The organism is Frateuria sp. YIM B11624 (assembly GCF_049727805.1).
Lineage (GTDB): Bacteria > Pseudomonadota > Gammaproteobacteria > Xanthomonadales > Rhodanobacteraceae > Frateuria_A.
Genome location: NZ_JBCNYA010000019.1, coordinates 39,411 through 62,953 on the forward strand (window position 1 = coordinate 39,411; position 23,543 = coordinate 62,953).

34 protein-coding genes are annotated in these 23,543 nt (G+C 68.5%); 1 reads left to right on the forward strand and 33 read right to left on the reverse strand.

Annotation, left to right across the window (positions count from 1 at the left end; all coding sequences use genetic code 11):
• Positions 1 to 10 precede the first annotated feature (10 nt).
• From AAIL17_RS11110 to AAIL17_RS11135, 6 genes are read right to left on the reverse strand one after another with little or no spacing between them, the layout of a single operon-like run.
• Positions 11 to 586: a YmfQ family protein gene (locus tag AAIL17_RS11110; protein ID WP_424682907.1), complete on the reverse strand. Its 576-nt coding sequence runs from the start codon at positions 584 to 586 to the stop codon at positions 11 to 13.
• The gene (locus AAIL17_RS11115) at positions 583 to 1,638 is read right to left on the reverse strand and encodes a baseplate J/gp47 family protein (RefSeq protein ID WP_424682908.1); all 1,056 of its coding nucleotides are present in this window, start codon (positions 1,636 to 1,638) and stop codon (positions 583 to 585) included. Before AAIL17_RS11115 ends, AAIL17_RS11110 begins: the two co-directional genes overlap by 4 nt.
• Positions 1,639 to 2,082, reverse strand: a complete 444-nt coding sequence (locus tag AAIL17_RS11120) for a phage GP46 family protein (RefSeq protein WP_424682909.1) — start codon at positions 2,080 to 2,082, stop codon at positions 1,639 to 1,641.
• Positions 2,079 to 2,621 carry a phage baseplate assembly protein V gene (locus tag AAIL17_RS11125; RefSeq protein ID WP_424682910.1) on the reverse strand — a complete coding sequence of 181 codons (543 nt, stop codon included), beginning with the start codon at positions 2,619 to 2,621 and terminating at the stop codon, positions 2,079 to 2,081. The genes AAIL17_RS11120 and AAIL17_RS11125 overlap by 4 nt, the downstream gene beginning before the upstream one ends.
• On the reverse strand, positions 2,618 to 3,658 hold the full coding sequence (locus tag AAIL17_RS11130) for a phage baseplate assembly protein (RefSeq protein WP_424682911.1): 1,041 nt from the start codon (positions 3,656 to 3,658) through the stop codon (positions 2,618 to 2,620). Before AAIL17_RS11130 ends, AAIL17_RS11125 begins: the two co-directional genes overlap by 4 nt.
• Complete coding sequence (locus tag AAIL17_RS11135; protein ID WP_424682912.1) at positions 3,651 to 4,910, reverse strand: DNA circularization protein; 1,260 nt, start codon at positions 4,908 to 4,910, stop codon at positions 3,651 to 3,653. Before AAIL17_RS11135 ends, AAIL17_RS11130 begins: the two co-directional genes overlap by 8 nt.
• A gap of 52 nt (positions 4,911 to 4,962) precedes the next feature.
• Between AAIL17_RS11135 and AAIL17_RS11140 the strand changes: the two genes are divergently transcribed.
• Positions 4,963 to 5,334, forward strand: coding sequence for a hypothetical protein (locus tag AAIL17_RS11140; protein ID WP_424682913.1), 372 nt, complete (start codon positions 4,963 to 4,965; stop codon positions 5,332 to 5,334).
• A gap of 2 nt (positions 5,335 to 5,336) precedes the next feature.
• On the opposite strand, the gene AAIL17_RS11145 is transcribed toward AAIL17_RS11140, so the two are convergent.
• The 27 genes from AAIL17_RS11145 to AAIL17_RS11275 all read right to left on the reverse strand — a co-directional run bounded on the left by AAIL17_RS11145 (position 5,337) and on the right by AAIL17_RS11275 (position 23,542).
• Positions 5,337 to 7,262, reverse strand: coding sequence for a phage tail tape measure protein (locus AAIL17_RS11145; protein ID WP_424682914.1), 1,926 nt, complete (start codon positions 7,260 to 7,262; stop codon positions 5,337 to 5,339).
• Positions 7,263 to 7,397: 135 nt separating this feature from the next.
• On the reverse strand, positions 7,398 to 7,697 hold the full coding sequence (locus AAIL17_RS11150; RefSeq protein WP_424682915.1) for a phage tail assembly protein: 300 nt from the start codon (positions 7,695 to 7,697) through the stop codon (positions 7,398 to 7,400).
• A complete protein-coding gene (locus tag AAIL17_RS11155) occupies positions 7,694 to 8,056 on the reverse strand; it encodes a phage tail tube protein (protein ID WP_424682916.1) in 363 nt (120 codons plus the stop codon). The genes AAIL17_RS11150 and AAIL17_RS11155 overlap by 4 nt, the downstream gene beginning before the upstream one ends.
• Before the next feature lie 15 nt (positions 8,057 to 8,071).
• A complete protein-coding gene (locus tag AAIL17_RS11160; protein WP_424682917.1) occupies positions 8,072 to 9,544 on the reverse strand; it encodes a phage tail sheath subtilisin-like domain-containing protein in 1,473 nt (490 codons plus the stop codon).
• Positions 9,544 to 9,747, reverse strand: a complete 204-nt coding sequence (locus AAIL17_RS11165) for a DUF2635 domain-containing protein (RefSeq protein ID WP_424682918.1) — start codon at positions 9,745 to 9,747, stop codon at positions 9,544 to 9,546. The genes AAIL17_RS11160 and AAIL17_RS11165 overlap by 1 nt, the downstream gene beginning before the upstream one ends.
• A gap of 9 nt (positions 9,748 to 9,756) precedes the next feature.
• Positions 9,757 to 10,305: a phage protein Gp37 gene (locus AAIL17_RS11170; RefSeq protein ID WP_424682919.1), complete on the reverse strand. Its 549-nt coding sequence runs from the start codon at positions 10,303 to 10,305 to the stop codon at positions 9,757 to 9,759.
• Entirely contained in the window at positions 10,302 to 10,769 is a 468-nt protein-coding gene (locus AAIL17_RS11175) for a phage virion morphogenesis protein (protein ID WP_424682920.1), read from the reverse strand. Before AAIL17_RS11175 ends, AAIL17_RS11170 begins: the two co-directional genes overlap by 4 nt.
• Entirely contained in the window at positions 10,766 to 11,176 is a 411-nt protein-coding gene (locus AAIL17_RS11180) for a gp436 family protein (protein ID WP_424682921.1), read from the reverse strand. Before AAIL17_RS11180 ends, AAIL17_RS11175 begins: the two co-directional genes overlap by 4 nt.
• Before the next feature lie 9 nt (positions 11,177 to 11,185).
• Positions 11,186 to 11,515, reverse strand: a complete 330-nt coding sequence (locus AAIL17_RS11185; RefSeq protein WP_424682922.1) for a hypothetical protein — start codon at positions 11,513 to 11,515, stop codon at positions 11,186 to 11,188.
• 115 nt (positions 11,516 to 11,630) lie between these two features.
• Entirely contained in the window at positions 11,631 to 12,551 is a 921-nt protein-coding gene (locus AAIL17_RS11190; RefSeq protein ID WP_424682923.1) for a Mu-like prophage major head subunit gpT family protein, read from the reverse strand.
• Positions 12,552 to 12,562: 11 nt separating this feature from the next.
• Positions 12,563 to 12,964: a hypothetical protein gene (locus tag AAIL17_RS11195; RefSeq protein ID WP_424682924.1), complete on the reverse strand. Its 402-nt coding sequence runs from the start codon at positions 12,962 to 12,964 to the stop codon at positions 12,563 to 12,565.
• Complete coding sequence (locus AAIL17_RS11200; RefSeq protein ID WP_424682925.1) at positions 12,964 to 13,980, reverse strand: phage protease; 1,017 nt, start codon at positions 13,978 to 13,980, stop codon at positions 12,964 to 12,966. The genes AAIL17_RS11195 and AAIL17_RS11200 overlap by 1 nt, the downstream gene beginning before the upstream one ends.
• A 398-nt stretch (positions 13,981 to 14,378) precedes the next feature.
• Entirely contained in the window at positions 14,379 to 15,752 is a 1,374-nt protein-coding gene (locus AAIL17_RS11205) for a phage minor head protein (RefSeq protein ID WP_424682926.1), read from the reverse strand.
• Between the two features lie 2 nt (positions 15,753 to 15,754).
• Positions 15,755 to 17,344: a DUF935 domain-containing protein gene (locus AAIL17_RS11210; RefSeq protein WP_424682927.1), complete on the reverse strand. Its 1,590-nt coding sequence runs from the start codon at positions 17,342 to 17,344 to the stop codon at positions 15,755 to 15,757.
• Complete coding sequence (locus tag AAIL17_RS11215; protein ID WP_424682928.1) at positions 17,344 to 18,774, reverse strand: terminase large subunit domain-containing protein; 1,431 nt, start codon at positions 18,772 to 18,774, stop codon at positions 17,344 to 17,346. Before AAIL17_RS11215 ends, AAIL17_RS11210 begins: the two co-directional genes overlap by 1 nt.
• Entirely contained in the window at positions 18,774 to 19,319 is a 546-nt protein-coding gene (locus tag AAIL17_RS11220) for a phage protein Gp27 family protein (RefSeq protein WP_424682929.1), read from the reverse strand. The genes AAIL17_RS11215 and AAIL17_RS11220 overlap by 1 nt, the downstream gene beginning before the upstream one ends.
• Positions 19,320 to 19,323: 4 nt before the next feature.
• Entirely contained in the window at positions 19,324 to 19,629 is a 306-nt protein-coding gene (locus tag AAIL17_RS11225) for an ArsR family transcriptional regulator (protein ID WP_424682930.1), read from the reverse strand.
• Entirely contained in the window at positions 19,629 to 19,916 is a 288-nt protein-coding gene (locus AAIL17_RS11230) for a DUF2730 family protein (protein WP_424682931.1), read from the reverse strand. Before AAIL17_RS11230 ends, AAIL17_RS11225 begins: the two co-directional genes overlap by 1 nt.
• A complete protein-coding gene (locus AAIL17_RS11235; protein WP_424682932.1) occupies positions 19,913 to 20,143 on the reverse strand; it encodes a TraR/DksA C4-type zinc finger protein in 231 nt (76 codons plus the stop codon). Before AAIL17_RS11235 ends, AAIL17_RS11230 begins: the two co-directional genes overlap by 4 nt.
• Positions 20,144 to 20,170: 27 nt before the next feature.
• Entirely contained in the window at positions 20,171 to 20,434 is a 264-nt protein-coding gene (locus AAIL17_RS11240; RefSeq protein ID WP_424682933.1) for a hypothetical protein, read from the reverse strand.
• Positions 20,435 to 20,436: 2 nt separating this feature from the next.
• On the reverse strand, positions 20,437 to 20,670 hold the full coding sequence (locus tag AAIL17_RS11245; RefSeq protein ID WP_424682934.1) for a hypothetical protein: 234 nt from the start codon (positions 20,668 to 20,670) through the stop codon (positions 20,437 to 20,439).
• 7 nt (positions 20,671 to 20,677) lie between these two features.
• Positions 20,678 to 21,136, reverse strand: a complete 459-nt coding sequence (locus tag AAIL17_RS11250; protein ID WP_424682935.1) for a hypothetical protein — start codon at positions 21,134 to 21,136, stop codon at positions 20,678 to 20,680.
• Positions 21,133 to 21,894, reverse strand: coding sequence for a transglycosylase SLT domain-containing protein (locus AAIL17_RS11255; protein ID WP_424682936.1), 762 nt, complete (start codon positions 21,892 to 21,894; stop codon positions 21,133 to 21,135). Before AAIL17_RS11255 ends, AAIL17_RS11250 begins: the two co-directional genes overlap by 4 nt.
• Positions 21,891 to 22,061: a hypothetical protein gene (locus AAIL17_RS11260; protein ID WP_424682937.1), complete on the reverse strand. Its 171-nt coding sequence runs from the start codon at positions 22,059 to 22,061 to the stop codon at positions 21,891 to 21,893. Before AAIL17_RS11260 ends, AAIL17_RS11255 begins: the two co-directional genes overlap by 4 nt.
• Positions 22,058 to 22,381 (reverse strand): putative holin, encoded by a 324-nt coding sequence (locus tag AAIL17_RS11265; protein WP_424682938.1) that lies wholly within the window; start codon positions 22,379 to 22,381, stop codon positions 22,058 to 22,060. Before AAIL17_RS11265 ends, AAIL17_RS11260 begins: the two co-directional genes overlap by 4 nt.
• A gap of 140 nt (positions 22,382 to 22,521) precedes the next feature.
• A complete protein-coding gene (locus AAIL17_RS11270) occupies positions 22,522 to 22,953 on the reverse strand; it encodes a hypothetical protein (protein WP_424682939.1) in 432 nt (143 codons plus the stop codon).
• Positions 22,940 to 23,542, reverse strand: a complete 603-nt coding sequence (locus AAIL17_RS11275; protein ID WP_424682940.1) for a hypothetical protein — start codon at positions 23,540 to 23,542, stop codon at positions 22,940 to 22,942. The genes AAIL17_RS11270 and AAIL17_RS11275 overlap by 14 nt, the downstream gene beginning before the upstream one ends.
• Position 23,543: the final 1 nt, after the last annotated feature.

Here is a 23,543-nt window from a genome sequence, read left to right on the forward strand (position 1 = left end):
CGATCGTTCCTCAGCTGTAGATGAAGTTGACTTGCAGGTCGGCCGGGTTGTGCTGGCGCATCACGCACTCCAGGACATCGTTCTGCCAGCTCGCGTAGGCCTCGCCGTAGGTGGAATTGCCGAAGCGCCGGTAGGTGACGGTGTTGAGCGGCGCGTGGACCTCCCATACGAACTGCCAATCGTTGCCGCCGTACACGTCGCCCAGCGCAGCGCGGTAGCGGCGCGCATAGCGCTTCACGATCTGCACCGTGTAGCCGAGGGAGGCAGCCAGCGAGAGCAGGAACGGTATGGAGGGGCCGCTGTTCGCGGTGAGGCGCGCGATCAGAGCCGTGCGCCGCGCTTCGACCGTCTGGCCAGCCGGAGTGCAGTCGTCCGGCAAGTCGGCCACGCGCTCCCAGTCGGGGAGCAGCTCCAGCGTGCTGTCGGGCAGCGATTCGGCGATCAGCGCATCGCCGCGCCCGTCGACCCGCGCCAGCTCCTCGGCCATGCCTTCGAGCAGCTGCGTCAGCAGGCCGTCGCCGTCCTCCAGCGCGCGACCCGGCGGCAGCAGCGCCCGAAGGTGTTCGCGATACTGGGCGACGGTCATGCCCACGTGATCACCCCCAGCGTGGTCATGTTGCCGGTGGTTTCGACCACGTCGGCGACCGGCGATACCAAGAGGTGATCCGTCTCGCCCGCGGCGATGCTGATTGCCTCGTCAATGTGCGTCAGCAGGATGGTGCCGCCCGGTTCGGCCTCGCGCGCCAGCAGGTCGGCCAGCTCAGCCGTGACGGCATCGCGCACGGCCTGCGTGTCGGGCACCAGGTGAATGGTCGGGTTGAGCGGCGCAGCGGTCGGGGCGAAGACGGACACGTCCGGGCGCACCGGGCAAACGGCATCGATGTGCGCTTGCACCGCTGCAACGGTGGCCTCGTCGGGAATCAGTCCGCCCGGCGCATCGTCGGTCACGAATCGCACGGTCACGGTGCCCAGTCCCAACTCCTTGGGATAGACCCACGCGCGCGTCACACCGGGCACTGCCAACGCCCAGCCTTTGTAGTCGGCGCTGGTACCGCCCTTGGGCGGTGCCTGGATGCGGGCGATAACGCGGATGCGCCATGCCTCGACATCTTCCACGTCGGCACCGCCGCCGATGCCCGCGGCGTCGACCGTGGCCGCGCTGCTGACGCCGGCGACGGGCGCAACGAACGAGAGCGCGGTGTTGGCCACCGCGTCGGCGGCCGAACCGGCGATCAGGGCGGTCACCGTCGCGGTCGCGGTGCCTGCATCGATCGTCGCGTCGGCGTCGGTCGAGTACTCGCTGCCATCAGCGCGGGTCAGCAGGGTGCCAGCAGGCACCACGCTGCCGTCATTGCCGGTGAACACCACCGGGCCGGTGGCCGCGCTGGCCGGCTTACGCGGGATCTTCCAGATCGCCGCATGGCGGGCGAGCATGTCCTCGCCACAGGTGTCGGGCAGGATCTGCTTGGCGATCCACTCCTGGTGGCCGTAGAGGCCGTGCACGGCGCCCGCGAAGGCGCGTGCCAGGATGGTGGTCAGGGCACGGCGCAGGCGCGCCAGGGCGCCCAGCAGACGCGAGCCGATGTCGCTGTCGATGCGGTCGATCAGCGTGGCGAGGGGTGGGCGGTTGAACGGCATTTACAGGGCGCTCCACACGTACTGGTACTGGCGGTTGAATGGCGGTGCCTGTGGCCGCTGGATGGCGATCGCCAGCGTCAGTCGGCCGGCGGCGACGAAGGTGGCCTGCACGTCGATCTCGGAGGCGACGCCTTCCTCCACCAGCCAGGCCAGCGCCTCGGTGGCGTAGGTCTGCGCGCGCTTGGCCACCTGCGCCAGCTGCTTCTCGCGGCCCAGCAGCCAGAGCTTCGATCCCACCTGGTCGCCGGCGACGGACGCGAACGTGTCGCCCCACCAGCCGCGCGGGTCCTGGTCGAGCGGCACGCCGTCGTCGGCGTCGGCCCGTCGATCGAGAAACAGGCTGAGGATCACCGCGGTTTCCAGTCCCTCGTCGGCGACCAGGTCGGCGGCACCCATCGCCACGTCGGCGTGGTCGGTATCCCACTGCAGGGCGATGTCGGTCATGCGGGCGCCCTCGATGTCAGCGTGATGCCGTGAGCGGTGACCTCGGTGTCCGCCGTGACGTTCTGCGCGGTGATATCGCCGGCCACCGTGAGCTTCTGCGTGCAGTGGACCTCGGGCGAGTCGAGCGTCACCTTGGTGCTTGCGGTCACGGTCACCTCCGGGGCGGTCACCTTCACCGAGCCACCCGAGGTGATCTCGATCGCCTTGCCGCGCTTGAACTGGATGACGTCGCCCTCGTCGGTGTAGAGCGCCACCTCGCCGTTCTGCAGGCCCTTCAGGCGGTAGCGGCCGTCATCCACGGCGATCGCCACCAGGTGCGATCGCACGCCCGCCATTGCAGCGACGATGGCCTCAGCGCCAGGCAGCGGCGCGCTGGTGAAGCCGTATTCCTGAAAGCGCTGCACCTGGGCGACTTCGTCCTGCAGCACGGTGATCTGCAAGCCCTGCACCTTGAGGGCGTCGTTGACCATCGTGACCACGCTGCGCGCAGCCAGCATGCGCACGCGGCGGGCCAGGGCACGGAGGGCAGCGGCGCTCACCACAGGCCTCCATCCGGCTCGGGCTCCGGCAGCTTGATCGGGTCGTAGGCATGGCGGCCCACCACCGTCAGCTCGGTGCGCTCGCCCTGCTCGTCCAGGGTGAAGTCCACCTGCGAGATCAGGCGCGTCTCGTCGATGTCCAGGAAGCGATCGCGCACGTCGACCAGCGCGTTGGGCTGCCACAACTGCCCGTTGGCCAGCCAGCCCACGACGGTGTAGACCACCTGGTCGCTGCGCGCCGCGGCGACCGTGCGCTGCCACAGCGCACGGGTCTTGCAGGTGCCTGCGTTCGCCTGATCCTCGGCGAGGATGATCGTGGGGCGATAGCGCGCGATCGCCGTGTCCAGGGCCGTGCCCGAAGGGGCGGCAGCCTCGTCGCCGAACATCAGGTCCGTGCCGGCCTGCTGCGCCTTGACGATGTACTCGGCGAAGCGCTGCTGCTGGCTGGAATGACCGTTCGCCTTCAGGATGTTCTTACCCAGTTCGAGCGCGGCCGGTGCCTTCAGCTCGGCCGGCTGCGTGATGACCAGGTTGCCCTGGCCATCGGACATCAGCAGCACGCCGCGGTAGCGCGCAGCGCGCTCCAGGTTCTCCATGACGGTTTCGCCCGGCTCGATGCGCCACTCGGCGAACGGCGCCCCTACGTTGGTGCGCACGATCACCGGCACCTTGAAGGGCGCCGCGAGATCCTGGGCGATCTGCGCGAGGGTGCGGTTGTGGTAGGTGCCGGCCTTGCAGATGGCGGCGCAGTCGACCAGGTCGCCGGTGGCGTCGCGACCGCTCACGCCGAGCGTATGCGTTTCCGCGTCGTAGTCCGGTGCGACCACGTCAATCCATCCCTGGATGATGCGCTGGCCGTCGATCGACACGGAGCACTTCTGCCCCTTGCGGATAGGCCGCGGCTTGGAGAGGCCGTCGAAGCGCTCCGTCACGGTCAGCTCGAAGCCACCCGCCACCTGCTCGACGCCGCGGCTGAGCCGCAGGCTTTGCCAGCCGGCATAGCGCTGGCCATCCACCGTCAGCACCAGGTCACTCACCCAGCACCTCCAGCGCCTGGCCACCCGTGGCAAACCCGGGATAGCGAAGATCGTTGCGAGCAACGATCTCCTCTGCGCGGCCTGCATCGCCGTACAGGCGATAAGCCACCACCAGCGCCGGCAGCGTGGTGCCCGGCGTGAACGTGATCAGGTTCGGCAGGCCCGCCACCCGGGCGCCGATGTCACGCACTACGGCCGCGCGTAGATCCACCAGCTGCGGGTACAGATCGTCGTCGGCGGTCAGCGATTGATCGTCGAGCGCGTCCGTCAGCGCATCGCGGACGGCTACGGCCTGGTCGGCCGTGCCATAGCCAGCCGTCGCCGGCGTGGTCGGATCGTTGGCCAGCTGCACGGCCGTGGGTGGGACGGTCTGCGCGGGCACCCTGGACGCCGCTGCTGCCGCCTGCGCCACCGCCGAGCCGCGGACCAGCGCCTGCAGGGCGGCGCGATTGGTTGCCTGCTGCTGGCGCGCCGGCGTGCTGCCGGTGACCGGCGCCTGGTCGGCGCCGAAGTCCAGCAAGTTGCGGTAGAGCCCCAGCGCGTCGATCGGCTGGCGGGCGATGGTGCCAAGGCCCAGCACCAGGTCGACCACGCTGGCGCCCAGGTTGAAGGGCGTGCGGATCAGGCTGGACAGTTCGTTGGAGAACGCCTGCAGCTGGGCGTTGAACACGGTGACCGAATCCGGCAGGCCCGGGATGCTGTCGCGCAGCGCCTGCAGCTGGTCGGTCAGCCCGACCAGATCGCTGCTGCCGGCGTCGCTCACCCATTGCGGCGTTCCTTCGACACTCCACTGGCTGGCGAAGCTGTTGGCCAGCACCGCGCCCGTGGCGTCCGCCTGGCCCTGCACCTGGGTCGCGGTGTCGGCCGTGGCTTCCGGCTCCAGCTTCTCGCCTGCCTCGGCGAACGGGATGCGGAAGCGCGCCACGCCGCCCTCGCGGGTGCTTTCGTTGACGCTGGCCGGCTGCGCCACCACGACACGGCGCGTGCCCAGGTACGGGTGCACCAGGGTGCCAGCGCCGGGCGCCTCGAGCGCGGCGATCAGGCGATCGCGCGCGGCCATGTAGTCCGGCCCCAGCACCAGGCACTCGATCGAGAACTGGCGTGCGCGGCGGCCCAAGTCCTCGCCATAAGGCGTATCGCGCAGCGGGTACTCATGCAGCGACACGCGACGGCCGAAGTCGGCCGAGGAAGCGTCAATCAGGAACGGTACGCCGCGGAAGGAGCCCGGCTGCAATTCGTCACGCCACGCCATTTGCTAAGCTCCTGGGCCGGCGAATCGGACGCGACGAATTAGGGGAACGGAAATGGCTGATAAGCGCCTCAATAACCCACGCTCGCTTTTTATCTTGGCGGTCGGCTTGATCGCTGTATTGAGCGTGGCAGGTTGCAGCGATACGGCATCGAGTGGGACGACGGCCCCGAGCCATATGGCGGTGACCACGTTCGGCTGTCAGTCCGAAGCGACGGCCGAGCGCATCGGCCAGCTCAACGCACAGAACGATCGCGCCGCGGCCGTGCAATTCGTCGCCGGGAATATATCCACCGGCGAATGCGCTTCCTTCAACAAGGGCGCCGCGGTTTTTGTCGAGGCAAGAACGCTCACGGGCCTGATAAAAATCAGGCCGCAGGGTACGGCCATCGCCTACTGGACCGTGTCGGAAGCAGTCGGTCCGTAGCATCACGGCAGCATCATCATCATGCCGACGTCCAGCGGCACGCGCGGGTTGTCGCTTTTGACTTGCTTGACCTTGGCGCGCCCGTCCTGGTCGATCTGGATCTTGATGGTGCCGCCCACCTGGGTCTGCGCCGCGAGGCGGCGATAGCTCGCCTGGCTCTCGGGCGTGCCCATCAGTTCCTTCACTCGCTTGTCGATCTCCGCGGCACTGGCCGAGCCACCGCGCCACCAGTGATCCAGTTGCATGTGCGCCAGCCTGATCGCCGCGGCGCGATCGCCACCGGCCGCCGCCCCTTGCAGTTCCCGCGCGCTGCGCGCATCGCTGCCCTCGGCCGAGGTCTGCGATAGCGCCGCAAGCACGGGAGTGATGCGCGCCAGCGCGGGCATCGCATACGTGAACCACCGGGCGCCGCCACGCTTGGCCGCCGCCTTCTCCGCGGCCTTCTCGGCCGCCGTCGCGGCTTCCGCGCCAGCCGCGCCCGTCATGCCGCCTGCAGGAAAGTTCGTCACGAACACCGGCACCACGCCGGTCGCAGCCTCTACGGCCTTGCCCTCGGCGATGCCGGCCGCCACACCACCGCCCCGCTTCAGGAGGTTCTTGAAGAGGCGCCCGCCCGGGCCGGCCGCTCGGCCCAGGCGGTAGACGCCATACAGGCCCGCGGCGCCCACCAGCGCAGCGCTGCCATAAGACACCCCCTTGGCCACGCCGCGATGCTCGGTCGCCAGCTTGCCGATCGCGGCGCTGAGTTCGTCGGTCTTCTTGATCGCGCTGGTGAGGTCGCCGAGCAACGGATCGAACAGCGTGGCCAGCGTGCCCTCGTTCGTCGACGCGAGCTTCTGCACCTGGGCGTTGAAGCCCTTGGCCCAGGTGTCATTCTGCTGCTCCAGGCTCGCCTGCTGGCTGTAGGAATCCTTGATCTCCCAGTAGCTCTTCACGCCCGGCATGCTCGGCGCGATCAGCTGCGTCACCGCCTTGCCGCCCGTCTGGCCGAACAGCAGGCCCAGCATCTTGTTCCGCTGTTCCTCCGTCATGCTCTCGGTGCGCTTCTGGATCAGGCGGATCGACTCGTCAAGGCCGATGAAGTGGCCCTTCTTGTCGTAGAAGTCGAAGCCCGATTCCTTCATCCACTTGCGGCCGCGGTAGCTGCCGCCGGTGATACGCGAGAGGAACTCGCCCAGGTCCGAGCCGGCCTCCTCGCCGAGCGGCGCCAGCGCCTTGAGCGCGATCGCCGTGGACTTCAGATCCATGTTGCCGTACATGTGCGCACGGCTGCCCACCTGGTCCAGGTTATGGAACAACTGCGCCAGGCTGCCCGAGCTGGTCACGCTGGCCTTGGCGATGATGTCCGCCGCCTCGCCGTACTGGTCGGGGCGCAGCTGGAAGCTGTGGCCCAGGTTGGCGATGTTCATCGCCACCGTCGCCGGATCTTCGTGCTTGGTCTCGGCCAGGACCTCGGTCATGTAGGCCGCGCCGTGGCGCACCAGCCGGCCCTTGCTGTCGTACTTCTCCAGGATCGCTTCGAGCGGCACGCCGCCCTGGAACAGCTCGCGCGTGACGTCGGTGACCGCCGTCGCGCTGTACTTCATGTGGCTGGCCACCTCGATCGAGTTGGCGCGCACGCGCTCCATCTGATCGGCCAGCAGCTTGGCGTTCGGATGGGCACCCTGCAGGATGCCCTCCACGCTCAGCAACGCTTCCTGCAGCTCGGCCGCCTTCTGCACGGCCGGCTTGAGCTTGTTGTACCCGTAGTCGGCCACCGCCAACGACTTGAGGCCGGCCGAGGCGTGCCGGATCATCGAGTCGTAATCACGCTGCATGGCCTTCGCCTGCGCGCCAGCGCCGCCGATCTCGGAGCGGAAGCGCCGTAGCACTCCGCTGAAGAGATCGACGGCGCTGATGCGCATGGCTAGCTTCAGGGTGTCGCTCATTGCCTCAGTCGTCGGTGTCGGTGTTCGTCAGGATGCGCACGAAGAGGTCGAAAACGCTGCGCGGCAGCTCGGTGATTTCCCGGTGGCTCCAGCCCGTGCGAGAGCCAAGCATCAGCACCTTGCGGTGTTCCGCCTTTAGCCGCCGGGTTCGGCGTTTCCCTGCTTGTCGGCTTTGTCCATGTCCTCGCAGAGCTGGTCGAAGTCCGCCGGGTGCAGCTTGCCGAGCACTTTCAGGTCGATCGGGCCGGACAACTCACCCAGGCGCACCAGCTGCTGGCCGAGCATGGCGGCCTTGAACGTCAGGCGCTTGCTCACCGGTGCGTGTTCCTCGGCGGCGAACAGGTCGGCCGTGGTCGCCTCGCGGATCTCGTAGTCCTTGTAGGTGGCTTCGCCTACCTTCAGGCCATGCTTGAGCGTGTTTTTGATCGTGCTCATGCCACGCGCTCCGCCTTCGCCGAACAGAACTTCAGCGTGGTCTTGCCGCCGTTGGTTGCGGCACCGGCCTCGACCGTCGTGGCGTTCCAGGCATGCGGCAGCACGTAGCACTGGCCGCTGTCGCACTTGAAGGTGATCGTGGCGTCGCTGATGTTGTTGAGCGCGTCCAGGTCGGTATCCGCGCCGATGAACACGCTGACGTCGACGGTCGACTCCATCGTCTCCTCGGCGAAGCCGTATACCTCGGTGCCCTTGACCACGTTGCGGTTCACGCCGCCCAGGTTGAGCTTGCTGGAGTCGTCGACCAACAGGCGCTGCCCGTCGACTGATACCTCCGCCTTTCCGAACATCTTTGCCATTGCGGGTTACCTCTCTTAGTCGATGAACTGGATCTGCTCGGCGAAGATCCGCAGCTGGTTGATCAGGTTCGGGCTCGTCGACGCGTTGGCGCGGTCCGGGTTGCTGGGATCGATCTCCACCACCAGGTCGCGCTTGAACTGCTCGATGTCTTCGATCAATCCCTTGTCGTCGCGCAGCTCGACGGCCAGCGCGATCAGCTCGGCGCGAAGGATGGTCGGGGTGACGATCTTCTGGCTCGGCGCCGGCTTGACCGTATCGCCGGCGAGCTTGTGGCGCGGGTACTTGCTGGTGATTCGCGAGCGAGAGGCAAAGCGGATGTAGCTCAGCGTCGCGATCTTCTCGACGTCCAGATAGCTGGTATCGGCGATGTCGTACGCGTTCTTCTGGTACATCGTCACCTGGCGCTCGATCAGCACATTGCCGCCGGCGTCGACCTTGTGCGTGGCGATACCGCTATGCAATTGCAGGTTGCGCTCGGCGAACGTGAACTGGTCCGCCTGCGCCGGCGGCAGGATGCCGGGCAGCGCCAACGTCTGCAGCGGCTGCGCCGGATCGTTTGCCAGCGAGGCGGCCGCCACCGCCGCGTTCACTGCCGCCCACAGGTAGGGCGGGTGCGGTGCGATCGACGTGCCCATGCAGGTCACCCAAAGGCCGTTACGGCCCAGGCCGAAGGTGTCCGTGGCGGCGGCGGTACCGCGAAAGGCGGTGAAGGCCTCGCCATCGATCTGACGGACACCGCCGAAGCGATCGGCCAGCTCGGTCTCCAGCGCGGTCAGGTTGGCCGCGTCGGTGTAGGGCATCACGATCGTCTGGTACCAGGCATCGCCCATTGCGGCGATCGCATCGGACACATCCGGATTGGTGGTGCCGCCGCTCATCGCGGTGATCGCCACCTGCAGGCCGGCGGGTGTCAGCTGGCCGGTGTAGTAGTTCAGCCGCAGGTCCAGCGTGTTACCGGCCTCGCCCTTGTGGCGCGCGGTCACGTCGACCTGGCCAGCTGTCACACCGTTCACGGCAGCGGTGACCGGCAACGCGGTATTCGCGTTGATCGCCGCAACGGTCGCCGCAGCGACGGCCTCGGCATCGTCGCCGGCGCTCACGCCGACCGGCACCTGCGTGCCGGCCACCATCAGGTTGAGCGTGCCGTTCTGCGTGGCGGCGCCGGTAAAGACCAGCTTGCCGGTGGAAGCGGCGCCCGCCTCGGCGTCGTCCAGCGCGATAGCCACCACACGGGTGTACGCGTTGGCCTTCTTCATCGCCGCCAGCATGCTGGCCAGCATCGAGCCGCGGCCGAAGTACTGCTCGGCTTGGGCAGCGCCCAGGATCTCGGTCGGCACACCCGCCAGCACCGTGCCGGTGGCCAGGCGCTGGCCCAGCACCAGGATGGTATAGCTGTCGGCGGGAAGCCCGGCCTGCGCGCGCGTGTTGTTGAACTCGATGTACGCGAGCGGGACGCGGATGTCGTTCGGAATGGTGTCGAAGTCCATTACTTGCCCTCACCGGTGGAAGTGGTCGACGCCTTCGCGGCCTTGGGCGGTTTGCCCTCGGACACGTCCCCGTCGCGCAGGCGGCGCAGCCAGTAGCTGGAGCGCGGCTTGTTGGCGCCAGCCTCCGGCAGCGGTTTGCCGGTGGCCGGGTCACGCACGGTCACGCCGGACTTGGGAATCAGGTAGAAATCGGGAAGAGGCATCGCTCGCTCCTACTGCGGCAGGGTGTCGGTTTCGGTGATCTCGATCTGGCCATCTGCAGGCGCCACATCGATGTCCTGGTGGAAGGTGGCGAACACACCCATCGCGTCGAGCGTGGCCTGGTCCACCGCGGGGCTGCTGTCCACCTGGTCGAACGTGACGGCCCACAGCGCCACGCCGAGCTTGTCGATCTGCCCCGCGTACAGGTTGCGGGCGTCGATGTCCGTTGGCGCCGAGAGACTGTCCAGGCCCCAGGTGTTGTCCTCGATGCGCCGCTCGATGGTTTCGACCAGGGCCAGCGCGCCGGCGTCGCGCTCGAGCTTGGGTGCATCCTTGGTAATCACGAACACCAGCCAGCGGCCGCGCAGCTGCACCATGCCGCTGCTGGTGCCCGTCGACTTGAAGCCCACGCACGCCACCAGCACCTGCGGTGCCTTGATCGCAAAGCGCTGGATCTCGGCCGCGCTGTCGAAGCGGCCACGGTGGGCGGCAACGGTCACACCCGGCAGCACGGCCTTCAGGTCGTCCACGATCGCCTGGCGCTGGGCAAGCAGGCTCATGCCGCGCGTCCCTGCAGGTGCTGGTCGAGCCAATCGCTGGCCACCATCGCCAGGTCCATGCGGTTCTCCTCGGACAGGCCGATGAACTCACGCGCGGGCAGCTGCGGCTTGCCGACCTCGGCGCCGCCGAAGTTCTGGATGGCGGCGTAGATCAGGTTGGAGCCCACGTCGACGTCCTTGCCCGTCATCTCGACCACGTGCGTCATGCTCTGCAGCAGGTGGTGCTCGGACACCAGCAGGCTTTGCCCGGCGTGGCGGGTGGCGGCGTAGTCGTCCGACCACTGTGGCCAGGCAACGCCCGCCGGCGAGGTCTTCTCGTCCGTGATGCGCCGCTGGATCTGCGTGACCCCCTCCGCGCCCAGGCTGTCCATCAGCTGGCGCTTGTCCATGTCGATCACCGCGCTGACGCGCCGCTGCACCTCAGCGAAGTGATCGAGCGAGAACTGGAGGCCGACGCCGCTCACCAGTTGCGCACCTGGTTGCGACCGAACTTGCGGTCCGGGCCGACGAACGTGGCCGCCTGGCCGGTGGTGCTCGGCGGCGGCGCCAGGCCCAGCTGCTGCACGCCGGTGGCGATGTTCTTCAGGGCCTTGAGCGCATCGTTGTACCGGTTGCGCATCTCGTCCGTGGGCAGCTCCGCCAGGTTGTAGACGGCCAGGTCCACCGCCGCCTTCACCAGGAGCGGCGGCACGGTGGCCAGCGGCAGCTGGTAGCGCTCGGCCAGGTGCGAGTTGATGACGTCGTCGGCGTCGGCCAGCGCCAGCAGCACGGCGTCCGTGTCGACCACGCCGTCGCCATCGCGGTCGGCGATGGTGAGCAGCAGGTTGCTGCCGTAGCGGCTGTCGATGTCGGCCTGGATGGCGTAGCTCATGGCCGTGGCTTACTCGTCGGTCTCGACCGGCACGGCCGCGTCGGCCACCGGCACCAGGACCAGCGACTCCGGCGCGCCCTCGGTCACCGCCACGTTGATCTTGGCGCCGATGATGCGCAGCGAGGATTCGCTCTTCAGGGTTTCCACCTGCGCCTGGCTGAGCGCCGCCGGGTTGAGGTAGGTCGGCTGGTCCTGCGTGAAGCCCAGGCCCAGGCGGCGGAAGCTCTTGCCCACCGAGCGCACGTCCAGGGCGCTGACCTCGCGGATCTCCATTTTGGGAGGCGCCGGCGGGGCCTGGTCGTCGCCCTTGGGCGGGTTGGTGTTCTGGTTCTTGGCCATGTGCTGTCCTCTTGGCTGTCGATCGCACGGCGCCCGGGCTCACCCGGGCGCCGGCTTACTCAGGCCTCGCGGCCTCTCGATATGCCCCTGCGGGGGCGCGTGTCCTTGGGTGCTATCAGCCGGCGCCGGTCGAGCCGTAGCTCATCTGCCAGAAGCTGTAGCCACCGGCCGCGCGCGCCTCGGCGCCGTACTTGTATTCAGCACGGCTGAACACGTCGTCGGAGTCCGGGTTGATCTGCTGCACGAACACCGGCGCCTTGCGCTGCTGGTAGATGAAGGGCTTCACCGGCCGGCTGGTGCAGTGCAGGAACCACGCGGTACCGCTGGTCAGCCGCGGGTTCACGATCACCTTGGCGGTGCCGCGGTACGGGTTCGGACTGTTGTCGTTGAGCTTCTCGTTCTCGCACAGCACCTTCGCGATCGCTTCCAGCGCCGGCGGCACCTCCAGAACATCGGGTACCAAGGCCAGAGGGCGGCCTTCGTTGTCGGTCATGCTCATGATCGCGATGCGTGCAGTGCCGTAGCTGGCCAGGGCGAGTGCAGGCGTATCGCACGAGAGCGCGGCGGTGCCCTTGTTGCTCACGCTCGTCGTGTTGCCCTTTCCGTCCTCGACCGGGTGATCGGTGTCGTAGAAGTACTGGCCGTCGTAGCACTTGTTCACGAAGGCGTTGTTCTTCAGGTCGGCAACGATCTCGTCGGGCAGCGTCTTGGCGCTGTAGCCGGCGTCCTGCGCCATCGGCGCGTAGATGCCCAGGTTGTCGTCGTCGATATCGTTGCGACGAACCGCGACGGTGGCCTCCCAGTCGTCGTTGACGATCGTGTAGGTGTTGGCCTTGAGGGCCTTGATCACCTTCTCGCCGATCCACTTGCGCATCTTCGGGAAGCGGTCGAGCCAGTCATAGTTGTTCTGGCTGCTGCCCGATGGCACGAGCATGGCGGTCAGCGACCACTGGCTGGGCGCCGCTTCGAACGCCTTGTTGAAGGTGGTCTTGAGGTTGACGAAGACCAGCGACAGGGTTTCTTTGTTGATCAGCATCGCTGCGCTCCTTAGACGATCCAGACGCCGCTGGCGTCGACACCGATGACGATGCCGGCCGCGGATTGGGTGTTGCCGCCGGCGTTCGTCTTGGAGACGGTCTCGTCGTCGACGATGTAGGCGAGCTTGCCGAGGCTGGCCTGGGTGACGGGGTCGGTGCCCGAGTTCTTCCAGAGGAACGCCTGGGCACGGCGCACCATGACCTGGACATCACCGTCCGCGCCGTTGGTGTTGTCCGCGAACTCCTCGGCGCGGCCGAGGTAGGTCAGCGTGGTGGCGGTGGCGCCGCGGGTGGCGTAGCCGGTGGCGTTGGCCGCCACCAGGGCACCGGCGAAGATCTTCGCGCCAGCTGCGACCGGGACGGCAATCAGCTTGCCGTCCTTGCTCGGGGTATTGCGATCGGCGGCGAGCATTACGCGTTCTCCTTGCCGTACTTGGCGATGTCTTCGGCGCTGTTGCCGAACATTGCGTTGATGGACTTGGCGGTGGCGTTGAGCGCCTTGCCGTCACCGCCGGCCGGGTTCTTGCCGTCCAGGTTCGAATCGCCAGCCACCGCGGGGGCGACCTGCACGAACGCGCGGAACCGCTCCAGGCCGCCTTCGGTCGCGCACTGCGCCTTGTGGTAGTCGACCGTCGCCGGCGTGATCTTTCCGGCCTTGAGGGCCGCGTCGACCTCGGCATCGATCGAAGCCTGCAGCTGCGCCTTGGCCTGCTCGGCGAGCTTGTTCTCGGCGGTCTGCGCGCGATTGATGGCGGTGTCGTAGTCGCCGCGGGGGACGTACTTGTCCAGCGACGGCGTGACATTGCTGGCTGCCTTGGTCTGCAGCGCATTGATCGCGGTCACCGCCTCGGCGGGGGTGGCCGTCTCGGGCAAGCCGAGGGCCTTGCGGATGGCTTCATCCACGGGGGGGTTCTCCTGGTCGGCGGCGCGGTTGAGCGCCAGGGGGAAGTTCGGATCGTTGACCAGCGCCACGCTGGTCAAGCGGAAGATCTGCCGGGTATCCGGGTCGAACTTGAACACCGGCGACAGAAAGCGGTACTTGCGGCCCGCCACGACCTGGCGCCCGTCGTCGTTCCAGGCGATGCGACCCCACACGGCACCATTGCGAGCCTCCAGGGCGTCGACCCAGCCTTGCGCCGGGGCTTCCTCGCCCTTGGGGGCCTTCAGCTCGCTGGCGTGGTTGATGTCCACCGCCAGATCCAGGTCGAACTGGTCGACCACAGCCTGGGCGTTCGGCATCCGCCACCAACGGCCGTCCCGGCCCTGGACCAGGCCGTTGGCGTTCGGGGCGGGGATCAGCTCACGCCATTGCGGCGCGGCGAGGTCCGCGGCGTCGACGTCGCCCAGTGCGAAGCACAGCGCTGCACGCTCGGCTACGTCGAGAGCCGCGCAGAGCGCGGTGGAAAGGGGGTGCTGGGTGGCGAGCATGGGACCATGCTGCCGATCGCCGGTCGGGGCCGGCAGACTGAAGCGCTTCAGTCAGACGACTGGGGCTTCGAGCGGGGTGGTCAGCATGCCGTCGGGGCGATCCGGTGGCAAGTCCGGAGGCAGAGGTACGCGTGAACGTGCTGTGAGGGCATTTGAAACCCGTTTAAAAGCTTCTGTAGCGGCCAGGTAGGCGGGGGGCCGCTAGATCGGGTGGCACCAGGGGGCTGCACGGGCCTCTGAGGGCCGTTTTGCCGAAGTCCGTTTCTGCAGGGTTCCCGGCACGGGTCTATACTCGGTCCCGCTGTAGCCGCGAAGACTGGAAAATCGCCGGGCCAGTGGTTGCTTCCGAGCTTCCATGTGGGGGTGCCAGGTTCGACCTGGAGGGCGTCCCACCACGGCTACAGTGCATCACCCTCGTCCAGGCGCACCATGCCGGGCTGTTCCAGGTTCGCCCGCGCCACGATCGCGCCGCTGCGGATCGCGTTGATCGCCCCGCCATCCTTCGCAAAGTCGATACGCACCGCCAGGCGCCCATGCTGGCCGTCCTCGCGTAGCCACGGCTCGAACACGTACAGCAACGCCGGCTGCCGCCCGGCGCCGTCCCAGATCACCGCGCGCGGGTTGGCCAGGTGGCGTACCAGGTTGCGCACGTCGGCAACGGACATCGCCTTGTGCCCCTTGCGCGCCTCGGCCATCAGGTGGGTGACCTCGCGCTGTTCGATCGTCAGCCCGGCCGTCGCCGGCGTCACGCCCACCTTGCGCTTCAGTGCGTCGACGATCTGCGGGCTGAGCGCGCCGATCGTGCGCCGCCCGCCGGCGCCCTGCAGCTCGCCGGCCTTGATCGCGTCCACCCATTCCCGGAACGCGCCCTCCAGATCGTCCTGGATCACCGGCAGCGTCTGCGCCATCGCCTGGGCACCGGCGGCCGCCGGCGCGCGGTTTACCGACTGCATGAACTCCTGGGCCACCTGGCGGCGCCGGGCCACCTGGCCGGGGTTGGTGTCCCATCCGGGGTCGATGCCATCCGGCACGCGCTCGATCTCGCCCGTGCGCTTGTTCACCCAGGAGCGGAACTCCAACCGCGGCGTCTCCAGCTTCACCGGCAGCAGCTGCTGCACGCGACGGCCGGTGGGCAGGCCCGTGCGATCGTCCAGCTCCTGCGGCGCCAGCGGGTCCTGGTAGCCGCGATCGCGCAGCCGGCCGTACTCGATGCGGCTCACCTGGCGCACCCAGCATTTGCAGCCCCAGCCGTTCGGCGGCATGGCCCAACGCCAGAACTCGTCCTCGATCGGCAGCATCGTGCCCGCCCAGGCGACGTGCTGCGGGCGGTGGCGTGCGCTCGGTCCCAGCAGGTAGAGCAGATATGGATGCGTGCTGGCCGTGCGCTGGATGCGCTCCCACTGGCCCGCCTGGCGCGCGGTGCGCAGGTTGGCGTTGTAGATCGTCCGCAGGCGCCGCGGCGAGCCCAGTTGCACCAGGCCCGCCTTGCCGGTCAGCGGATCGACCGCCTGCTGCACGCCCCACCAGCCGCGCTTCTGCAGCTCGGGTGTCACCTGCTTGGCCCAGTCGCGCAGCGTGGTGCCGTTCCTCAGCGCTCCCACCAGCGAGTCGCGCATGTCGCTGAGCATGTCCAGCTGCGTCATCTTGGCGACGGTGAACGCGCCGGCGTGCTCCTCGCGCCACACGTCGCGGTAGTCGAAGCCCACCCTGAGCCGCTTGGCCTGCAGGTAGTCCAGCGCCTCCTGCGGCACCGGGCCGGCGGTGAAGTCCATGCTCAGGCCACCGGGTTGTCGGTGGCGTCACCCAGGGCGCGCGCCTTGAACGCCTGCGAGGCGAGCGAGCGCACCAGGTCGGCGGGATCTTCGGTGGCCATCAGCTCGCCGAGGCCGGCGAGGAACTCCTCCTCCGTCTGCGATCGCTCGGCGAGGGCGCGCACTGGATCGACCAGGGGGTCGACCAGCGGCGACCAATCGCCCAGCGGGTCGGCGACCAGCTCGTCGATCGCGTCGTCGCCTTCCGAGTCGCCGCTGCCGGCGCGGTTGCGGGCGCGCTTCTCTGAGGCCGGCGCAAGCGCCGGTGCCGCCGCGGGCGCCGGTGAGGGCGCAGGCGGCGTCAGCACCGCCTCATCCTTGCCCGGATCAGGGAGGCCGATCTTGTCCCGAACGACGGACTGGCCCACGCGCAGGCCCAGCGGCACCAGCTTGGAAAGGACCTCGGCCAACGTCGAGAGGTCCTCCGGCTCGATCACCTCCAGGCAGACGCGTGGGTAGCGCTTCTGCGGCCCATAGTTGAGGTCGATGAACGGGCGCACCAGGTCGCGGCTGAGCGTGTTGCCTAGCTGGCGTGCGTCGGAGGTCTGGATGTCGCCGCGCACGTCGTTGTGCACGTTCGCCGTGTTGGAGCCCAGGCCGGTGGGCTGGGCATCGGTGGTAGCAGTCTGCCCGAGGATCGCCTTGCTGACCTGGCGATCGAGCCAGTCGGCCAGGCCGGCGAACACCTTGTCGCCGCCGTCGCTGGTGCGCGCCAGCTGCTCGAACTGGATCTCCATCGACTTGGGCAGGATCGCCGCCGCGTCGGTGCCGATGTTGGCCACTGCAGTGATCAGCGTGTTGATGTCTTCCGGCAACGCGCCGGGCGAGTAGCGACCGATGCGCAGCGGCATGCCGAATACCTCGGCGAAGGCCATCCAGTCGGTGAGCGTGAAGCTCTTGCACATGTAGGCGGCCGCCGCGATGCGAGCCAGGCCGCCGCGGATCGTGAGGCCGGACTTCAGCCGCGGGCGGTGCACGATGAACTTAAACGCCGGCAGCGGCGTGCCCATGATGTGCTCGTCGTCGAGCAGCATCAGCCGGGTCTGCGTCTCATAGTCGAAGCGGAAGAACCGCGGGTCGCGCCATTCGTAGCGCGCCGGCTGCCAGGTCTTGCCGCTGCGGTCCCACACGATCTCGACCGCGCTGTAACCCTTGCCCAGCGCGTCCAGGCAGTCGTCGGCCAGATCGCCGAACTCCGGCGCTCGCACCAGCTCGCGCACGGCATCGGCCAGCTTCTGGTCCTGCGCATCGTCCGAGGCCGCCTCCACCGTCACCGGCAGTCCTGACACAGCCCGCTTACGGGTTCCCAGCACGCTGGTGTAGTGCCAGTCGCGCTCCTCCATCTCCTCGGCCAGGGTGAGATAGGCATTCGCGTCGTTCTCGGTGGCATCGAGCAGGATCTGCGCCAGGCGCGAGGGCGAGAGCGATCCGGCCACGGGCGTGAAGCCCCACGTGGAGCGGATGCCGGTGACAGTGGGCCGGGCGATTTCCTCCTCGAGCACGCCCAGCTCGAAGGGCTGGCCATCAGGGCCGACGATGCGCGACTGCGCCATTAGAGAACCCTCTCGGACGTCTTGAAGGCGGCCGTGATCGACACCGGCCGGTGCTGGCGATCGCCATTGGCATCGCCGCGCGTGGGCACCTTCTGGTAGGCGAACATCTCCGCCGGCGTGCTCGCAGCGTGGATGGCCAGCGCCAATGCCCAGAAGCGGTCGGCATGGCCGTCAGGCGTGCGCTCGGCGGTGAACCGGATGTTGCCCGCAGTCGTGGTCTGCTTGGTGACCGATCGCAGGTCGGCGCGGATGTGCTTGTCGTAGGGAATCCGCAGCTGGCGGTCTTCCATCTTGCCGCGCAGCGGATAGGCCAGCGCTTCCTTCACCGCCGGGGTGAAGTTCACCGCCTCCACCCTGTGCTCGCCGAACTTGTCCTGCGCGTCGTCGGACCAGCCGATGCCCAGGCCCGTGGCGTCGATGCAGATCCGCTGGCAGCGCTTGAACCACGGATAGAGGATCTTCTCCTGGTCCGACTTGCGCATGCGCTCCAGCGGCAGCACCAGGCGCGTGTAAAGCACATCGCCCAGCCGCTCGACCACCCACAGCACCGTCAGGTCCTTCTTACGGCCGATGTCCACGCCGCAGTACAGCTCGCCCTTCTCGATCTGCTCCCAGGCGACCGCGCTGGCGTACTCGCACGCCGCGATCAGGTCGTATTCGAGGAACGCCACATCGTCGTCCCCAGGGATGCACATGTATTCCTGCAGGAACGACTCTTCGTCGGCGCAGCCCGCTCGCACGAAGTCAAAGTACTCGGCCTCGGTCATCTCCTGGACCGGATCGTCCGCGGGCAGGGACTGCTGCAGCTTGTAGAGGAAGCCCGCGGCGAGGGCGCGCTCCAGGGTGACGGTGTGCAGACTGATGTTCTTCGGGTTGCCGCTTTCCTTGATCTCGCGGACCAGCTGGTTGAAGAAGTTGCGGCTGCCGCGGTGGGTGGAAATGACCTCCAACTGGCCGCCCCAGGTGATACCCGGGTAGGCGATCGACCACAGCATGCGCGGATCAGGGTGCAGCGCGAACTCGTCCAGGATGCGGCCACCGCGCTTGCCCGCCTGGGCGTCGGGGTTGCTCGACATGCTGTTGATGCACTTGCCGCTGGCGAACTCCAGTACGCGGGCCGTGGCGCGGGTTTCCTTGTCGACGACGATGTCGCCCATGTCGCGGGCGGCCATGTCCAGGACCTCCGCCCACATCTTGCAGTCCTGGATGAACAGTATTGCCTGCATGTCGTCGCGGCTGCTCACCCACTGGTTGTTGCGCGCGCCCTTGACCGCCGTGCGCTCCACCGCCGCGTAGGCCGTGCTCCAGGAGAGGCCGATCTGGCGGGCCTTCTCCATCAGCTTCAAGCGACTGCGATCCTCCACCCAGCCCATCTGGTAGTCGAGGAACAGCCCGTCCTTGTGGACGGGGATGATGCGGGCATTGCCCATCAGCCACCGCCCCGCAACACCCGGGCGCGGATGCGCTGAACGGTCTCTTCGGACACGCCGTCCGTGCGGGCGACGGCCGCAGCCTCCTCGGCCGCCTGCTCGCGGGCAATGCGCGTGATTTCCTGGCGTTCCTGCAGGCTGATCTTCCGCGCCTCCATGACGGCGCGGGCGCCACGGGCCAGCATGCCGATCTCCTTGATCGACAGATCCTCCGCCTCGGCGTCGGTGGCCTTGAGCGCGGCATGGGTGGCCAGCGTGGTCACCGCCTGCACCAGGAGCTGGCCGGCGCGATCGTTCGGGTCCTCGCCCAGCTCGGATACCAGCGAGGAACTCGCCGCCTGGATGTCGCGCATGCGGCCGGCCAGTTCATCGACGTTCTGCTTGTAGCGCCCCACCGCACTGCGGCTGGGCGACTTGGCCGCAGGGAACCGCTCACGCACCTTGGCGACGATCTCGTCCAGGGTGTGGCTGTCCTCCCGGATCAGTTTCTCCAGGAAGGCGCGCTGGTCGGGCGGCAGGCGCTTGATCGAACTGGTGCGCGGCATGGGCTTACTTCGGACTCGGGTGGCTGATACCCGGCACCCGGGCGTGCCCCTCGGCCACGTCGCCGCCGCGGGCGGTCAGCGTGCACAGGTACAGGCTGGGCACCTCGGGCACCGGCTCCAGCAGCACCAGGCCCTGGTCCCTGAGCCAGTGGGCGTCGGTCAGCACGTCGTCGCGCGAGGCGGCCACGGCCAGGTGGTGCAGGCCGGCGTGCAGGTTCGAGGTGTTGAGCCGGAAGCCCGGTTGCTCGGAGAGGATGCGCAGGATCACCAGGCGGCGGTCCTCGCGGAGTCGTTCGGAAAAGGTCTTCATCAGTCGTTCTCCAACAGGTGCTCCTGGATGGTTCGGAGCAAGCCGGCGATGGCGGTCATCTGCCCGCTGATCTCGGCCGCCTTCTCCTTCACCCCGTTGAGGCCAGTGCGAAGGTCATCCAGGTGGCTGTGGGTTGGCAGGTTGTTCACGCGCGCTTCCAGCTCCATCAGGCGCCGCTCGAAGTGCCGCATGTCGTGGTGCCCGTTTCCGCGCAGTCCGACCACCACCAACCCAAGCAGGTTGACCAGCAGGAGCGCGAGGATCACGAAGGCGATCGTTTCGTTCATCGGCGATCTCCAACCAGCTGCTGCTCATGCTTCTGCGCGCAGCCGGCGCAGCGGCTGGTCTTGCCGGCGAGCACCTGCAGGCGCTTGGGTTCGATGGGCTTGTCGCAGTCGATGCAAAGGCCGTCGATGCCATCGGCGCGAGGGCGGAAGCTCTCTTCGATCCGATCCCGTACGCGTTGCAGCGCCTGGTCGCGCTCGAACGCTTCGAGCTCCTGCAGGCGGTCCATCTCATCCATCAGGTGCGTGCTCCTGGTTCAGCGCTTCATGCGCAGCGCGCGGCGACGCGAGCGCGCCGGCTTGGCATGGCGGCAGGCCTTGCCGTGGTGCTTCTGCGGGCTGCCCTTCCTCGACGGCAGGCGGCCGCCAGTACGGGCGGAGGTGCGCCGCGTGGCGCGCCGCGTGGCCACCTGCACCACGCGAGGCTCGGCAGCGACGTGTGCGGGCGGCGCCGCCATGAAGCCCAGGCCAGCGAGCAGGCCAAGCGCCAGCGGCAGACGCATGAATCGGGGTCGGTACATGGCTACTCCTGAGAGGCCGGCGCCGCCGGCGGTTGGGTTGCGGGACGGGTGACCTTCTCCGTGGTGGCCCTGTCGGCGTTCGCTCCCTGCAACGTGCCGCGCCACTGCTCGATCCAGAGCAGGCCATCGAGCGCGCACACCACCGGAACGCCTAGAAACGCGCAGCGCATCGGGGGCGGCGGCGGTTCCGGGATGCGGTCGGTCAGCCTGTGGTCGACCGGCTTGTAGGCCGGCACCGGCACCTCAATGACCTTGGGTGGTTGCAGCGCCGGCGGCGGGCTTGGCTTGTGGCGCAGGCCCGAACAGCCGGCGAGAAAGCACAGGGCACACAGGCAGATGCTCCAGGTCAGAGCAGTCGGGGCTTTCATGGGCGGCCTTCCTGTCGTTGGCAATGCGCTGGGCCGTCGCGGCGGCCAGCTGCTGGTGGGTGGCGTCCAGCTCGTCGAGCGCGACCCGGGCGACGGCTTGGGCGGCGAGCATGATTTGCTTCTGGATGTCGAAGCGGTTCTGGAGATCCGCCAAGGCGAGGACAGCAGCGTTAGCGCGATCGCGCTCGCTCTGCTGCAGCTGCTGCGCGGCAAGCACCTTGCCGTTGCTGTCCTCGATGCCATTGGCGTGGCCGACCGCGTAGCAGCTGATCCCCACGGCAACGCCCAGGACCAGCAAGCTCGCGACCTCCGTTGCGACTGACTTCAGGCTCACGCGCACACCGCCTGGCCGGCCCAGCCGGCGTCGATGTAGGCGGGCTCCAGCACCGTCAGGATGCGCGACACGTAGGCGCGGTTCTCGCGCCAGGCGGCGGTCGACCGCGAGCGCATGTCGGCCACGTTGCCAGCCCAGCGCCGGCGATCGCGCCCGGCCCTGACGGCCAATGCCTGCTCTCGGCGTAGGTTGCCCTCGCCGCCGTTGTAGGCGGACAGCGCGAAGGACCAGGTGCTGCACTGGCCGGCGCCAGGGTTGCGCTGGGCCAGCCAGGCGTCGTAGATGGCCGCGGCCAGCGCGGCCTGCTGCGGGTCCCACGGGTCGAAGCCGCCGAGGCGGTCGGGGAACTGCTGCGCGATCCAGCGCGCGGTCGAGGGCATGAACTGCGCCAGCCCTTCGGCACCCACCGCGCTGCGCGCGTTCGGATTCCAGCTCGACTCCTGGTGCAGCTGCGCGGCGAGGCGCGCCGGCGAGCCGTCCACGCCCCATTCCTCGGCGACCGCTTGTTCCACCCAGCGGCGGTACATGGCGCTGACCTCGGGCACCTGCACGGTCGCCCGGAGCGCGGGCTGCGCGGTGGCCGGTGTCGCGGCCTCGGCGGGGCCAGCGAACACCAGCAGCGCCCCGACCAGGAACAGCACCGCGCCGATCGCGCTGCAGAAGCGCCGCCGCATCCATGTGTAGGGCCACACCGGCAGCATGGCGACGAACATCCAGAAGATGCCCACCATGCCCATGACCAGGCCGAGGAAGCTCACAGGTCACCCCGCCATACCAGGAAATACACGACGGCGATCGCGAAATAGATCGCGCCGCGCAGCGCGCGGTATGGGGCCAGCGGCGATTGCGCCTGGCCCAGCGTGGTGGGGATCAGGTAGCCACCGAACCCCGCCAGTACGATGGCCGCGACAAGGAACCCGATCACGGCATCAGCCCCGCGGCAATGATCGAGGCGGCCATCAGCGTGGCGCGGCGCGTCTGCGCCATCGCGCGCTCGATGCCGTCCAGCTGCGAGGGCCGTGCGTCCGGGCTGGCGCCGCGGTCGAAGCCGTAGCCCAGCACCGCGGCCAGGCTCAGCTTGGAGACGATCCACAGGTAGCTGCCGAACTTCGCCGGGTTGAACGCGACGGCGATCACCAGCAGCAGCATCAGCGAGAGCAGCGCCCACAGCATCATGCGGCCGCCGCCATCGAGCATGCCGGCGACGCGCGTGTAACCAGCGCTCAAACGTTCCTTGAAGCCCATGCGCACCCTCCGCTTGAAAAGGTGCCGGCGGGCTACGGTGGGGAATCCGCAGCCCGCCGGCGGGTAGCGCGCCCAGGGGATGGAAACGCGCTAGCGGTCAGGCTACGGAGAGAGGGGTGCTGCGATCAGGCTGAAACGCTTCAGCGGGACCGCTCGAAGAGGTCCGGCTGGTCGAGCGCGGGAGCGCCGACGTTGGCGCGGGCGAGGATGTTGAACACCTGCCGCTGCGTGAGGCCGCACTGTAGCGCGATCGTGGCGGTGGATGCACCCTCGCGGGCATCGGCCACGATCTGGCGATCGCGCGCCGCGCGCAGTGCGGCGGCGGCGCGGTCCAGCTCGAGGTACTCGCGGCCGTAGTGCTGCACCAGGAGCGCGAGTGCCCCCGGCCCGATCAGCGGCGCCAGCCAGTGGTCCGTCGTGGCCTGCTCGGGCACGTAGAAGCGCGTGCCGCCGCGTGCCTCGACCAGGCGCAGGGTGGCCGGCAGGCCGATCACCTGGGCGAGCGCGGCCAGCCGCGGCGGCAGATCGCCTGCGTCGACCTGGCCGAGGGCTGCCAGCTCAGTCGCCGCCACGCCCCACCCCGAACTCGGCCAGCGTCTCGGCCTTGCGCTCCTCGGCCTTCTCCGGCGTGAGAATGCCCAGGCGCACGTCCGACTCGATCGCGCGCAGCGCATCGTTGAGCGCCACGCGGGTGGACCGCTGGGCGCCTGCCTGGGCAGGCTCCAGGTGGCGCCCGGCGCGCTTGTCCGCCTCGGTCTGGCGCTCCTTCGCCGCGGCGGCCTGGTCGGCGATCCCGTAGACGATCGTGCGCAGGTAGTGGTGGTTCTGCAGCGGCAGCGTGAGCCGCGCGCGCTGCGCCAGCGTCTGCTCGATGCCGGTGACCCACTGGGCCACGGTGACGGGCAGGCGCACGCTGCTGCGCTCGTCGCGGCACACGCTGCCCTCGCGCACCAGCGCATCGAGCGCCTCGACCAGCTTCACCGCCTTGGACAGGCGCAGCTTCTGCTTGGCCGGGTTGAACAGCGGCAGGTACTCGATCACCGCTCGGCCGAGCGTCGGCTCCATGCCGGCCAGCAGCATGCCGAAGCGCTTGCCATCGGTGTCATGGAAGCCGGCGCCGATCGGGAAGGCTTCGCCACAGGTGGGACAGGCGACGTGCATA